At 59.4% G+C, this 12,637-nt stretch carries 14 protein-coding genes; 8 read left to right on the top strand and 6 right to left on the bottom strand.

From position 1 onward, the window contains the following. Positions 1–111 precede the first annotated feature (111 nt). Entirely contained in the window at positions 112–1,152 is a 1,041-nt protein-coding gene (mraY, locus tag NW822_RS02775) for a phospho-N-acetylmuramoyl-pentapeptide-transferase (RefSeq protein ID WP_414403556.1), read from the top strand. On the opposite strand, the gene NW822_RS02770 is transcribed toward mraY, so the two are convergent. The 4 genes from NW822_RS02770 to NW822_RS02755 all read right to left on the bottom strand — a co-directional run bounded on the left by NW822_RS02770 (position 1,149) and on the right by NW822_RS02755 (position 4,579). Then, positions 1,149–1,718: a hypothetical protein gene (locus tag NW822_RS02770; RefSeq protein WP_414403449.1), complete on the bottom strand. Its 570-nt coding sequence runs from the start codon at positions 1,716–1,718 to the stop codon at positions 1,149–1,151. The genes mraY and NW822_RS02770 overlap by 4 nt on opposite strands. A 217-nt stretch (positions 1,719–1,935) precedes the next feature. Next, positions 1,936–2,553, bottom strand: coding sequence for an Npun_F5749 family FMN-dependent PPOX-type flavoprotein (locus NW822_RS02765; RefSeq protein WP_414403448.1), 618 nt, complete (start codon positions 2,551–2,553; stop codon positions 1,936–1,938). 17 nt (positions 2,554–2,570) lie between these two features. Beyond that, positions 2,571–3,803 (bottom strand): N-acetyltransferase family protein, encoded by a 1,233-nt coding sequence (locus tag NW822_RS02760; protein WP_414403447.1) that lies wholly within the window; start codon positions 3,801–3,803, stop codon positions 2,571–2,573. Positions 3,804–3,925: 122 nt separating this feature from the next. Beyond that, positions 3,926–4,579, bottom strand: coding sequence for a DUF3386 domain-containing protein (locus tag NW822_RS02755; RefSeq protein ID WP_414403446.1), 654 nt, complete (start codon positions 4,577–4,579; stop codon positions 3,926–3,928). A gap of 365 nt (positions 4,580–4,944) precedes the next feature. Between NW822_RS02755 and murA the strand changes: the two genes are divergently transcribed. Both murA and NW822_RS02745 read left to right on the top strand, forming a co-directional pair. Further along, positions 4,945–6,246: a UDP-N-acetylglucosamine 1-carboxyvinyltransferase gene (murA, locus tag NW822_RS02750; protein WP_414403445.1), complete on the top strand. Its 1,302-nt coding sequence runs from the start codon at positions 4,945–4,947 to the stop codon at positions 6,244–6,246. 69 nt (positions 6,247–6,315) lie between these two features. Further along, on the top strand, positions 6,316–7,446 hold the full coding sequence (locus NW822_RS02745) for a geranylgeranyl reductase family protein (RefSeq protein ID WP_414403444.1): 1,131 nt from the start codon (positions 6,316–6,318) through the stop codon (positions 7,444–7,446). On the opposite strand, the gene NW822_RS02740 is transcribed toward NW822_RS02745, so the two are convergent. Then, positions 7,443–7,934 (bottom strand): ATP-binding protein, encoded by a 492-nt coding sequence (locus NW822_RS02740; protein WP_414403443.1) that lies wholly within the window; start codon positions 7,932–7,934, stop codon positions 7,443–7,445. The genes NW822_RS02745 and NW822_RS02740 overlap by 4 nt on opposite strands. A gap of 207 nt (positions 7,935–8,141) precedes the next feature. Next, positions 8,142–8,927 (bottom strand): OmpA family protein, encoded by a 786-nt coding sequence (locus NW822_RS02735; protein WP_414403442.1) that lies wholly within the window; start codon positions 8,925–8,927, stop codon positions 8,142–8,144. A gap of 203 nt (positions 8,928–9,130) precedes the next feature. Here NW822_RS02735 and NW822_RS02730 point away from each other — a divergent pair, with 203 nt between their 5' ends. From NW822_RS02730 to NW822_RS02710, 5 genes are all read left to right on the top strand, one after another. Next, a complete protein-coding gene (locus NW822_RS02730) occupies positions 9,131–9,394 on the top strand; it encodes a hypothetical protein (protein ID WP_414362591.1) in 264 nt (87 codons plus the stop codon). Between the two features lie 84 nt (positions 9,395–9,478). Continuing rightward, on the top strand, positions 9,479–9,841 hold the full coding sequence (gene ndhC, locus NW822_RS02725) for a photosynthetic/respiratory NAD(P)H-quinone oxidoreductase subunit C (protein WP_414362590.1): 363 nt from the start codon (positions 9,479–9,481) through the stop codon (positions 9,839–9,841). Continuing rightward, positions 9,832–10,572: an NADH dehydrogenase subunit K gene (locus NW822_RS02720; RefSeq protein WP_414362589.1), complete on the top strand. Its 741-nt coding sequence runs from the start codon at positions 9,832–9,834 to the stop codon at positions 10,570–10,572. Before ndhC ends, NW822_RS02720 begins: the two co-directional genes overlap by 10 nt. 1 nt (position 10,573) lies before the next feature. After that, positions 10,574–11,119 (top strand): NAD(P)H-quinone oxidoreductase subunit J, encoded by a 546-nt coding sequence (locus tag NW822_RS02715; RefSeq protein ID WP_414362588.1) that lies wholly within the window; start codon positions 10,574–10,576, stop codon positions 11,117–11,119. Between the two features lie 223 nt (positions 11,120–11,342). Continuing rightward, a complete protein-coding gene (locus tag NW822_RS02710) occupies positions 11,343–12,527 on the top strand; it encodes a class I SAM-dependent methyltransferase (RefSeq protein ID WP_414403441.1) in 1,185 nt (394 codons plus the stop codon). Positions 12,528–12,637: the final 110 nt, after the last annotated feature.

Genomic DNA, 12,637 nt, shown 5'->3' with positions numbered 1-12,637 from the left:
TCTCCTGCCGGAGTTTTTTGAGGAGTTGGGCTGGAGGTTGAGGGTGTGAGGGGTTCAGAAAGAATGGATGCGGATACCCTTCCCCACCTGGAAGAGGCGGCCTGGGGAGGAATGGCCCTCTCCTGGGTTCTGGGCCTGACTCTCTCGGCCGTGGTCATCGGAAGCCGGCCCCAGGTGCTCCTTCCCTTTGGGCTAAGTGCGGTGGGATCGGCTGGGCTGGGATCCCTGCTTCTCCCAGCCTTGCGGCGCTGGAAGGCAGGACAGGTCATCCGGGAGGAGGGGCCCCAGTCCCACTACAAAAAAGCAGGCACACCAACCATGGGGGGCCTTAGCTTTTTGCCCGTAGGGCTGCTGGTAGCTGGCATCGGGAGCGGCTGGGATCCCCAGTGGCTGGCGGTGGCGCTGCTGACTCTGGCCTACACCTTGGTTGGCTGGCTGGATGATTGGCTGGTTATCCGGCAGCGCTCCAACAAGGGGTTGTCCCCCAAAGCGAAGCTGTTGCTCCAAGTTGGGATTGGCCTGGCTTTTTGCGGCTATCTAGCTTGGCAAGGGATCCCTACGGTTCTCACCCTGCCGGGAATAGGCCCCCTCTCCCTGGGCTGGCTGTTCTGGCCCTTGGCTCTGTTTGTGTTGGTGGGAACCAACAACGCCGTCAACCTCGCCGACGGCATGGACGGCCTGGCGGCAGGGGTGGTGGCCCTCCTCCTGGCAGGGCTGGGGCTAACCGCTCCTGATCCGGTGTTGGCTCTCCTGGCCTTTGCCCTCAGCGGTGCCTGCCTGGGTTTTCTGGTGCACAACCACCACCGGGCCCGCCTGTTTATGGGGGATACTGGATCCCTGGGCTTGGGAGGCGCTCTGGCGGGGCTGGCCCTGCTGGGGGATCAGCTCTGGGCCCTAGCCTGGATGGGCGGGATCTTGGTGGTGGAAGCCCTGTCAGTCATCCTGCAGGTGGGCTACTTCCAGTACACCAAACGCAAAACCGGCCAAGGCAAACGGCTGCTGCGCATGTCCCCCTTGCACCACCACCTGGAGTTGAGCGGCTGGTCGGAGGTGCAGGTGGTGGGGTGCTTCTATGGGTTAACGGCGCTGTTGGTGGGGCTGGGCTGGCTCTGCTGGCAGTGGGCTGGAGGGGAAGCGCTTCCCCCTCTCTAGGGCTGCAAGATCATCGACCAGGAGCCGCTTTCCTCATCCCAAAAGGGTGCCAGTGACTCTCCCACCACATTGGGACCCCAGTAGCGGCGGGTCCCATCCAGGGTAAAAGCCACCACAATATCGCCAGGGCCAATCTGCAGCGGCTCCTCCCCCAAGCTCAGCAGCAAACCCTGGCTGCCCCCTTCGCCAGGGGCAAAATCCCAGTGAGCTGTTTCGGGGTTGGTCAGCCGACTACTGCTGCGCAACAAAATCACGAGGCGAATTGGATGAGGGGTGCGGTTGCCAACCCGAAAGGGCCCTGTGCGGGCAGAGGTAGGGGAAACCGCTGGCGAGGTTAGGACAGAAGAGGCTCCTCCCTCCCTAGAGGAAGGGGGTGGGGATGTGGCCATCAGGTGGGCTGCCAGCCCCCTAGTCGCAACCAGACTCCAAACCAAAGTAGCTGCTAACCCCAGGGATCCCTGGCGCACCTTGTCCTGCAAAGCTCTGGCCAACAAGGGCTCGCCGGTCAAAAGAGGAGCAACAGCTTGGGCAATGCGCTTAGCCAATGAGAGGGCGGAGATAGACATCAGAAGTACTGCAACTAGGAAGCCTAGGTATCGGCTGGAGAAAGAAGCTGAGGGACACTTACCCCCCAGGCGGGGAGCTCCAGCTGCCGTCGGATGGCGTCGCTCTGGAGGGTGGGAGAGTGTTCATCTGCGCCAGCACATCTATTCTTCATCAATATTCTCTCGGGAAGCAAGGGAAAAACGGCTCCCCTGCCCAGGTTGAAGCCGGCTGGGATCTTTAGGGATTGACTGCTCGGCGTTGCCATCCCTGCGGGCTGCGCTCATAGAGGGTTCGCCGTTGAGGGTAGATTGCATCTCCCTTGAGCTGCAGGTGATCCACCTCCGTTGGATCCAACAGCAGTAGGACAAATGTTGGCGGCGGCAAAGAGGCCTTTTCGGGGGGCAGCTCTTCAATGAATGCTTCTGGGGGGGCAAGAGGGCCTTTGGGTTCCGGCCAGAACCAAAGCAGCCGTCCTTTTTCTGAGATTTGTTGCCACAACTGTTGTCGGTACTGCTGCGCCTCAGGATCTGGATGGCTGGCGGTGATGGCCTCCAGAGTCCCGGCAATGCGGAATTGCTCGCGCGTTTTGGCGAAATACCAGCAGATCTGGGCCAGGGGACAGTGGGCAATCTGAGGGATCTTCTCGCTGCGGCTGTCCACCGCCAACTGGATGCGGTCGGTATCCCGCAAAAATCCCCGGAAGACGACTGTGCGGTTACGCGGATGCCCCTGGGGATCCACTGTAGCCAGTTGCAAATAGCGTACACCGGGATCGCTGCGGTTGCGGTGCAGGGCCGCCTGGAGCAACATCCGCCAAGAGGGATCCCCAGCTGGGTTATCTTCATAGAGCTTCATAGGTGCCAGCTGCAACTTTAGCTGGGAGGGGGAGGCGCTTCCGATTGCGGATCCCTGGAGCACCCCGGCCCGGCGTTGGGATCCGGCGCAGTTGGGTGGAGAGAAGGAAAGGGAGGCTCCAGCCAGCCTCCCGCTAGCTCCTCAAAGCGTTCTGGCACCGGCTGTTTCACCGGCAATTTCTGGAGCACTATGCTGAGATACTCGCTATACCAGGGGGAACGGACTTCCCGCACCTTGTGCCACACCGAGCGCGACATCAACAGGGTTCGCTCCACGTCCTGGGCTCCCAGCTTGAGCAAGAACTCCTCTCGTTCCGGCTGGTAATCGGTGGAGGCCAAGGCCAAGGCCTGGGATGGATAGGCTTGGGTGAGTTGGGCCATCTTGGCCATGAGCTCGGGGTAGAGCCAGGTGTAGGCAGGGTGAACCGTGAGCTTGGCCACATGCGGCTGCTGCCCCGTCCGATCCAGCTTGAGGTTGAAATAGCCAATGGCAGTTCTCCGCTCGGGCTCATAGACACACATCTCCACCCGTTCTGTTTGGCTAATGATGCACTTGGCCTGCTCCAAGAGCCAATCCAGCGGGCTGGTGCGAAAATCGCTCACGTCGCGGTCGTACACCTGGCGCACTGTGGCCGGCATAGATCCCGTATCCAGTTGGTAGATGGCGTAGGCATCCCGGTTGGTTACTGGCACTAGGTTGGGCAGGTTGGGCTCGTGCTGGCTGAGGGCGGCCAGGATCTTAGGCGGAATTGACCAGTAGGTAATCTGGGCCAGGGGCTGGAAGCCATTGTGCCGGTAGAGGGCTATCGCCCCCTTGTTGTGGGTATTCACCTCCAAGATCCAGGTACGGGCCTCGCGAAAGTGCTCCATGCAATGTCTGAGCAGCTTAGACCCGATTCCCTGACGCTGGGCGGAAGGCGCCACCGCAATGTGATCCACTCGCCAGGTGCTGCGGGAATGGTTAAAAGGAGACACTTGAATGACTCCCTGGATTTTGCCCTCCAGCTCCGCCACATGCACGGTAAACATGTGCTGGAAGCGGTTAGGAAACAGGCTGAGGGTTCTCAGGAGCCCGTACCACTGGCGCAGCCGCCGCAGTTGGCGACGAATGTCCACCGAGCGGCTGCCGTACTCTTCCTCAAAGGCTTGCGCCAAAATCTCTTCCACCGCCTCCAGATCCCCCAGCTGGGCCGGGCGGAGAATTAGCTTGGGAGCCTCACTGGGGGCTTCGGAATCTGGATGGGGTTTCACCGTCGTCCTGTCCATGGCAAAGGGCGGGGGGGAACACTCAAAGCATAGCCCAGAATCCTCCTTCTTCTAAGGAGGTTGTCGCTGCCACAAAAAAATTAAAAAGTTTGTGGTCGCTTGGCCAGTCAGGCGCCGGCATCCAGCAACGCAAAGTTACTGAAGCTAAAGCGCTTCTCGACAACGCCAGCTTCCGTCTCTGTTTGAATGCGCCGCTCCGAGAGGAGGTAGTACTTGCCTACTTTGGTGTAGAGATCTTCAAATTGGCTGCGCCCACCCTTTTGCTCACCGGTCTTAGCGTCGTGGTAGACAGAGTCATAGCGGTGGGAGAGGTAGCCTTCGCCGGTGTCATGGCTGCTGAAGGTGTGAATGGTAACCACCACGCCGTGAATATGCCGGTGTACCATGGTAATTTGGTTGTCGCGCACGTGGTAGCGATCCCCTTCAGCTTTACCTCCCACCAGGATCTCCACTGAGCCATCCGGCAGGATTTGGCCGTAGCGAAACGTGTTTTGACCGTGGGCTTCAGCAAAGCTGCGGCGCACCCGGTGGACAGCAATCTCCCACATTTGCTCTTGGATGGCTTTCCGGGCCTCTTCATCTTCCACACCCGTCACCGTGGCTTTCAAGTCTGCCCCCACCCGCACCTGCCCCACAAAAGTGCGCTTCCCATCCCAGTAGGTAACCTCCGCGCTATAGCCTGGAAACTCGGGATCCCAGGTGTAGCGATTTTCATAGGCAGCCCGAAACAGTTCTTCGGCAGAAACGTGAGTTGCAGTCATCAGGGATCTCCTTCCTGTTTTTCTTGCAAGAGATTCTCACCACTACCCATGCTACCGCTTTCCCCCGTTGGCTTAAACCCAGCCGCCCGCGCTGAGAGCCCGCATTTGGGGAAGTGGCCTAGCTAATAATGCCACTCCTAGGATAAGGGCTATGGGAACTTCTCTTCCTTCCTCACTGCCGGTTTGGGTCTGCGAGTTTAGCCGCTGCTGCGATCCCCAGAGTATTCTCTGAGAAGGGCTTGCCTATCTTTTCTGGGTGAGGAGGAAGATTGAGAGATAACGAAGCATCCCCTTGTCCTAGCCAAGCGGGGTTCTTGGAGCCTAATCTGTGGCCGGCCTCAACGGGTGTGGCAACCTCGTCAGAGATGAGGGGGCCGGTTCTCAAAATTGTCGGCAAGCAGCCCCTGAGCGGCCACATTCCCATTGGGGGATCGAAAAACTCGGCTTTAGCTCTCATGGCCGGATCCCTTTTGGCCCCTGCTGCTTGTCGAATTCACAACGTGCCACGCCTGCTAGACATCGAACGTATGGGGCAGATCCTGACTGCTCTAGGGGTCAAGGTGTCCCATGTCGGCAATATCCTTGACCTCGACGCCAGCTCCCTGAAGACTTGCCAGGCTCCCTATGAATTGGTCAGCCAGCTACGGGCCAGTTTCCTTATCATTGGGCCGTTGGTGGCGCGGCTGGGAGTGGCCAGGGTGCCCCTGCCGGGCGGTTGCGCCATTGGCTCTCGGCCGGTGGATCTGCACGTGCGGGGTTTGCAGGCGTTGGGAGCAACGGTTCAGATTGAGCACGGTGTAGTCCACGCCTATGCCCGCAAGCTGGTGGGAACCCGCATCTACCTCGACTATCCCAGCGTTGGTGCTACCGAAACCCTGATGATGGCTGCTACGCTGGCCGAAGGAGAAACGGTGATTGAAAATGCCGCTCAAGAGCCAGAGGTAGCAGACTTGGCCCGTTTTTGTCAGGCGATGGGAGCTCGCATCCGTGGTGTAGGCACCAATACAGTTGTGGTGGTGGGGGTGCCGCGTCTGCATGGCACAGAGTACACCGTCATTCCTGACCGCATCGAGGCCAGTACCTACCTCATTGCCGGAGCCATTACTCGCTCTGAGCTCACGGTTGGGCCGGTGATTCCGGATCACCTGCGAGCGGTGATTGCCAAGCTGCGGGAGATGGGGTTGCGGGTGGAGGAAGAGGGCTCCAACCGGCTGCGCATTGCCCCGGCTCAACTCCCCTCAGGCTGGATTTGCCAGGCAACCGATATCCAGACCCTGCCCTACCCAGGTTTTCCCACCGATGTGCAGGCACCAATCATGGCTTTGGCTGCCTTGAGCGAGGGCAGTTGCACCATCGAGGAGACAGTGTTTGAAAACCGGATGCACCACATCCCTGAGCTCAACCGCATGGGCGCGGACATTCGGCTGAAGAACCGGGTGGCCATTGTCCGGGGCGTGCCGTCGCTGTCAGGAGCACCGGTGGTGGCTACGGATTTGCGGGCAGGGGCGGCCTTGGTGTTGGCTGGCCTGGCAGCTGAGGGCTGCTCCACCATCTACGGGCTCCACTACATTGACCGCGGCTACGAAGCCATTGACGAAAAGTTGCGCAGTGTGGGGGCTAAGGTGTATCGCTGTAACAACCCGGCAGAAAATCCGCCCACTGCCTAAAGCCACCTAGGGATCCCAGTGCAACACCCCTTTCCCCGCTGCGGCGTTTCCCAGGAGGGAGGTCGAGCCATGTCCTATGTGTATGACTGCGTCATTGTCGGTGCTGGCCCTGCCGGTGGAGCTGCCGCCTATCACCTAGCCAAGCGGGGGCGCTCGGTGCTGGTCCTGGAAAAGGATCCCCTGCCCCGCTACAAACCCTGTGGCGGCGGTGTCTCTCCTGCTGTGGCAGCCTGGTTTGACTTTGACTTTAGCCCCGCCATTTCGCTGAAGATTCGCCAAATTCGCTACACCTGGCGGGGGGGGGATCCGGTGGTTGTCGAGCTGGATCTAAAAGAGCCGGTGTGGATGGTGCGGCGGGAGGTTTTCGACTCCTACCTGATCCAGCAGGCGCAGAAGCAAGGGGCCACCCTCTGGGCGGGATGTGCCGCTGCTGGCCTTGAGTGGCAGAGTGACCGCTGGCAGGTGATGACGCCTGCCGGGCCGGTCTGGGGCCGCTATGTGATTGGGGCGGATGGGGCCAAGGGCTTGATGGCAAAGTGGCTGGGTTTCCGCAGTCGCCAGTGCCGCCTGGCTGCCGCCCTGGAGGCGGAAGTGGCTGTCCCAGAGCCACCAACTGCCGCTGCTCACTTTGACTTCGGCAGCGTAAGCAATGGTTACATCTGGAACTTCCCCAAGGCGGACGGCTACTCAATCGGGGCCGGCACCTTTCGGGGTGGCCAGAAACAAAACCTGCGGGAAATAGCCAGTCAGTATGCCTGCAACTTTGGCATTGACCTAAAATCGGTCAAGCACTTTGGCCATCCCATCTGCCTTTGGGACGGGGATCAACCCCTGCACAGCCAAAATGCGCTCCTAGTGGGAGATGCCGCCTGCGTTGTGGATCCGTTTACTGCCGAAGGGATCCGCCCCTCCCTCCTCACCGGTATGCTGGCGGCACAGGCCATCGACCAAGCCTTGGCAGGGGATCCCCAAGCCCTGGCCAACTACTCCGCCCGCGTGCACCAGGAGTGGGGCACTGAGATGCGCTGGGCCAAGCGGATTGCGGCGCTGTTCTACCGCTTTCCTAGCCTAGGCTACCAAGTTGGCGTCAAGCGACCGGGAGCCACCCGGCGCATGGGTCAAATCCTGGCTGGCGAGCTGCGCTACAGCGACGTGGCCAGCTCGGCCATTCGCCAGTTGAGCGCTGGCCTATTGGCTTAGACGGCCTGCTGGGAAGTGCAGCCGGGATCGTCGAAGCGCCTGCTAATCAGCAGGCAATTGCGGCCATCCGCCTGGCGAGTGTAGCTCAAGTGGGTGGAGAGAGCTTTCATCAGCAAAATGCCCCGTCCTCCCTCAGATTCGGCGTTGGGGGGCCTGTTGGCTGCCAGGTTTTGGGCAAAGCCCTCCAAGTCGAACTCCTGCCCTTGATCCCAGATGCGCAGCTCTAGTCCCTGGGGCAGCAGAACCAACTCAATCTCGATGGGCGTACTGGGGGGCAGTGCGCGATGGGCATGGCGAACCGCATTGGTAAATCCTTCTGCCAAGGCCAACTGGCACTCTAACCAGATGGGATCTGGAATACCAGCGTTGCGGAAGGACTCAAACCAGGTCAAAACTTCACCTAGGGCCTCCAAAGTCGTGTCAACCTTCAGCGCAAAGACCCGTTTTTCCTCCGACTGAATCTCCGCCCCACTCAAATTGCACCCCACTCCAAATCTGGAAATTGCCTGCCTCTCCCTCAGCAGGGATGGCCCAGCGCAATTGTGACACGCACCTATACTGACGCAGAAGAAGATTTTGTAGTCCCTCCACCAGTGGGCAGGGGATGTCTTACCCTGGGATTGTACCCGATTAACCAAGACCCTCCTACCCTACCTTCGTGGGGGTGTCTTCCACCCCTTTTGAGGGATCTGCTGCTAGGGGGCAATCACCAGCTCTACGCGGCGGTTCCGCTGGCGCCCAACCTCCGTGTTGTTGTCGGCCACAGGCAAGGTGGGGCCAAAGCCAGAGGTTGTCCAACGAACGGGGTGGTCTTTCGGCAGTAGGTTCATCAAATAGTCCTTGACAGCGTTGGCGCGGCGCAGGGAAAGATCGAGGTTGTAGTTCAAGGAGCCAATGTTGTCGGTGTGGCCGTTGACTTGGACGCGGGCACCGGGCATTTCCTGGAGCAATTTGGCCACTTCCGCCAGCAGAGAAGCCGCCTCCGGCCGAATCTCAGCCTTGTCAAAATCAAAGAGCAGATCCCCTGGCAAGCTAATGGTGCGGGTTCCCACCTGAAAAGTGGTAGGAAGGGGGACCTCTGCTTCCCCGGGGGTAACCTCAGCAGCAGTAGAAGACTCCTGCTGCAGCACAGGAGCAGCTCTTAGGGAAGACAGCTGCTGCAGTTGTGCCTCCAACTCTTCAATTCGAACCAAAAGCTGGATCACCTGCTGACGAACTTCCCGTAGCTCTGCTTCCAGGTCCGCGGAGCTCCCGCGATTTTCCCCTGGCTCTGCAGGAGGTGTTGGGCTTGCCAGGGGGGAACTGGCCTGAAGTGGGGGCAGGGTGGGCAGGATTGGGGGAGAAAAGGGGCTGATCTCAGCCGGGGGCTGAAGTTGAGCCTCGAGGGGAAGCACCATCCCAACCGCAATACCACTGCCGATGAGGAGAAGCCCCCCCAAGAGGTTGAGAAAAACCGTTGTGCGTTGCCAGGGAGGAGGCATTGCAGGGAGTTGTTGGAGGGACACGGTGTAGCTTGATCCTAGCCGCTTGCCAAGAAAAATGAGAGACGGCCTAGCGCCATCGGCGGCAAAGCCTGAGGGGAAGCTAGTAGGGCCTTCATGACCGCAATGGGTCCTAGCAAGCAGGGATCTGGGCAGTAGAGCTAGGATTTGAAAGACTTGGCCTGTTTTAGCTGCATCTCTCCATGAAGGTCTCTAGCTGGAAGCGCTGGTTGGACTCTTTTCTCATTGCCCTGGCCCTTTTGATGTTTGCCGGTTTTGTCTGGTTTGTCTTCTCAGTAATAGCAGCCTTCTTTGGGATCCTCCTGGGCTACAAGCTTTGGCTGCGGCTGTGGCTGCCCCTGTTCCAGCCGCTGCTGGGGCTTCTGGTAGCCAGTGCTCTACTAAGCGGCGTGTGGAGCTGGCTAGAGAAACGCTGGTCGCGCAATCCAGACCATCAACAAAACTGAAGATCCGCCGGCACCAGGAGACCGCTGAGTGGCTCTATACTGAAAACGTATCTAAATGTTGAGCAGCTGAGGCAGTCTGGCGTCGTGTTTGTCTTATCCGGCTACGAGTACCTGCTGGCTTTCCTAATTGTCTGCGCGCTGCTGCCAGCTTTGGCTCTAGGAGCCTCGGCACGCCTGTCTCCCAAGCGGCGGGGATACCTGCGGAGCAGCACCTATGAGTCAGGGATGGAGCCGTTTGGGCAGGCCTGGATTCAGTTCAACATCCGCTACTACATGTTTGCGCTGGCCTTCGTCATTTTCGATGTGGAAACTGTATTCCTCTATCCTTGGGCAGTAGCCTTTCACCGCTTGGGGCTGCTGGCATTTGTAGAGGCCTTAATTTTCATTGCCATCCTTGTGGTGGCTCTTGTATACGCTTGGAGAAAAGGAGCGCTGGAATGGTCATGACCTCTAGAGAGCCTGAAGTCCTGTTTCCGACCTCTCCTCCGCAAGTTACTACCGATCTTTCCAACAACGTTATTCTCACAACCGTCAACGACCTGTACAACTGGGCCAAGATGTCCAGCCTCTGGCCGCTGCTCTATGGCACTGCCTGCTGCTTTATTGAGTTTGCGGCAATGCTGGGATCCCGCTTTGATTTCGACCGCTTTGGCCTATTGCCTCGGACGTCGCCGCGCACCGCTGATTTGCTCATTACCGCTGGAACAGTAACCATGAAGATGGCGCCGGCGCTGGTGAAGCTCTACCAGCAGATGCCCGAGCCCAAGTACGTAATTGCCATGGGAGCCTGCACCATCAGCGGCGGCATGTTTAGCTCGGATTCCTACACCGCTGTGCGAGGGGTGGATAAGCTTATCCCCGTGGATGTGTACATTCCTGGCTGCCCACCTCGCCCCGAGGCAATCATGGACGCCATTGTGAAGCTGCGCAAGAAGATTGCTGCCGAAGATATGCGGGAGCGGGGCCGTCTACAGCAAACCCACCGCTACTACACCGTCAAGCACAACCTCAAACCTGTGCCCGAGATCATTACTGGCAAGTACCTAGAGAGCGAATCCCGCCAAGCCCCGCCGCCAGAGCTAGCTGCCGCCATCGGCCTGCCGGTGCCGCCGGCCTTGCAGACGGCTGACTTCAAGCGGGTAGAGCAACAGCTCAAAGCTTTGCAAGGAGGGGTGTGAGATGACCGACCCACAGACACCGGCAACTCCGTCTTCTGGCCCTGAAGCAGCAGAGTCTTTGGTGAGAGGAGAGCGGGGCCCAGTTTCCCAGTTTCTGGCCGAAAACGGCTTCGACCACCAGTATCTGGGTAGAGATGCTGCTGGAGTAGAGCTTTTGGAAGTGGAGCGGGACTTTCTCCTGCCGGTGTGTACCGCTCTCTACGCCTATGGCTTTAACTATCTTGCCTGCCAGTGCGGCTATGATCTAGGGGCGGGCCAGCCGTTGGTTAGCCTTTACCACTTAGTTAAGCTGACCGACGGAGCTGATCGCCCGCCAGAGGTGCGCCTCCAGGTCAAGCTGCCCCGCGACAACCCGCGGGTGCCTTCGGTGTACTGGATCTGGAAGTCGGCTGACTGGCAGGAGCGTGAGACTTACGACATGTACGGTATTATTTTTGAGGGTCACCCCAACCTAAAGCGGATCCTGATGCCAGAAGACTGGATTGGGTGGCCACTGCGCAAAGACTACATTACGCCCGACTTTTATGAGTTGCAGGATGCCTACTGAAGGGGATCCCTCAACCACCTGGCCGGCGTTTGCAGGATGAGCGGAAGATGTGGCCTCTTTTGCTCTTGGCAATCTATGCGGGGGGTGTTTGGTACTCGGTCCGCAAGGCAGACCGTATCTACTCGGGATCTGGAAAATGGCTAGTCTCAGCTCTTTGGCCGGTGCTGCTCTTAACTAACCGTCAGTTTCGCCAAAACTGGCGTCGCTCTTTGAAGCAGTGAGTTTGTCTCTACCCCAGCCCTTAGGCTTGTCTTTGCTGCACCTTCAGACCAATCAGCCACTGCGCGATCTCATCGCCAGCCGCATTCGTGCCCAGGGGCCAGTAACTTTTGCTCAGTTCATGGAGTGGGCCCTCTATGAGCCAGGGCTAGGCTACTACGAGCGGGACTACCCGATTGGCCCTGACTACTTGACTGCTCCCCAGCTGGCGCCGGACTTTGCTCACCTGTTGGCTGAGCAAATCTGCCAATTCTGGCAAGTCCTGGGATCCCCTTCTCCTTTTGCGGTGATTGAGATGGGAGCGGGCAGCGGTTGCCTGGCTGAAGATTGGCTAGCCTACGTGCGCTCAGCTTACCCTGCGTTGTGGCAGGCTCTAGAGTACGGGATCCTGGAGCGCTCTGCCTCTTTGCGGCGGCTGCAGCAGGAGCGCCTGGCTGGCTTTGGGGAGAAGGTGCGCTGGCTCACGTGGGAGGAGATCCCCGAGGAGGCGGTAACTGGCTGTTTCTTCTCCAATGAGCTGGTGGACGCCTTCCCCGTCCACCGAGTGCAGGTGCAGGGGGGGTCTTTACGGGAAATCTACGTGGATTGGGCAGAGGGAAGGTTTCAAGAGGTTCTGGGGGATCCCTCGACACCTGCTCTGGAAGCGTACTTTGCCCGGCTGGGGATTGCAATTACCACCTACCCCTCTGGCTACCAAACTGAGGTCAATCTCAAGGCTCTGGAGTGGCTGCAGCTCCTGGCCCGCAAGCTGAGGCGGGGCTACGTGCTGACTATCGATTACGGCTACCCTGCCCAGCGCTACTACAGTCCCCAGCGCTCCCAGGGCACGCTCCTGGCTTACCGCCGCCACGGCACTTCTGCGGATCCCTATGGTTGGGTGGGGTGCCAAGACCTCACTGCCCATGTGGACTTTACCACTCTGGAACAGGTAGGGGAATCTCTAGGACTAAAGCGGCTAGGCTTCACGCAGCAAAGCTGTTTTCTAGTAAACCTGGGGCTGGCGGAACGCCTGGCCGCCCTTAGCCAAGAGGGGGCAGAGGAGGTGGGGCAGGTGTTGCGGCGGCGCTTTGCCCTCCAGGCCCTGCTTGATCCGCTAGGGCTAGGAAGCTTTGGGGTACTGCTGCAGGCCAAGGGCCTGAGTGAGGCGGAATCTGCCCAGCTGCTGCGGGGTTTTGCCGAGCCCAGCTAGGGCACCGCTGCCAAGGAGCAAGGCGGGTTTAAGCTGGAGAGCAAAGAGAAGAGGTTAAGCCATGACGGTTTCTGGGCACCAACCCCCCTCGCCCCCTCAGCGGCAGAGGG

This window comes from Synechococcus sp. H70.2 (assembly GCF_047462275.1).
Classification (GTDB): Bacteria; Cyanobacteriota; Cyanobacteriia; order Thermostichales; family Thermostichaceae; genus Thermostichus.
The sequence above is the reverse complement of the archived record's forward strand: the minus strand, read 5'-3'. Positions and strand labels throughout refer to the sequence as shown.

What these genes read in the sequence shown, in the direction of transcription:
- NW822_RS02770 (WP_414403449.1), bottom strand. Translation starts at nt 1,718, where the DNA reads ATGTCTATCTCCGCCCTCTCATTGGCTAAGCGCATTGCCCAAGCTGTT.
- NW822_RS02745 (WP_414403444.1), top strand. Translation starts at nt 6,316, where the DNA reads ATGTCCTATGTGTATGACTGCGTCATTGTCGGTGCTGGCCCTGCCGGT.
- NW822_RS02730 (WP_414362591.1), top strand. Translation starts at nt 9,131, where the DNA reads ATGAAGGTCTCTAGCTGGAAGCGCTGGTTGGACTCTTTTCTCATTGCC.
- murA (WP_414403445.1), top strand. Translation starts at nt 4,945, where the DNA reads ATGAGGGGGCCGGTTCTCAAAATTGTCGGCAAGCAGCCCCTGAGCGGC.
- NW822_RS02735 (WP_414403442.1), bottom strand. Translation starts at nt 8,927, where the DNA reads ATGCCTCCTCCCTGGCAACGCACAACGGTTTTTCTCAACCTCTTGGGG.
- NW822_RS02720 (WP_414362589.1), top strand. Translation starts at nt 9,832, where the DNA reads ATGGTCATGACCTCTAGAGAGCCTGAAGTCCTGTTTCCGACCTCTCCT.
- mraY (WP_414403556.1), top strand. Translation starts at nt 112, where the DNA reads ATGGCCCTCTCCTGGGTTCTGGGCCTGACTCTCTCGGCCGTGGTCATC.
- NW822_RS02765 (WP_414403448.1), bottom strand. Translation starts at nt 2,553, where the DNA reads ATGAAGCTCTATGAAGATAACCCAGCTGGGGATCCCTCTTGGCGGATG.
- NW822_RS02755 (WP_414403446.1), bottom strand. Translation starts at nt 4,579, where the DNA reads ATGACTGCAACTCACGTTTCTGCCGAAGAACTGTTTCGGGCTGCCTAT.
- NW822_RS02715 (WP_414362588.1), top strand. Translation starts at nt 10,574, where the DNA reads ATGACCGACCCACAGACACCGGCAACTCCGTCTTCTGGCCCTGAAGCA.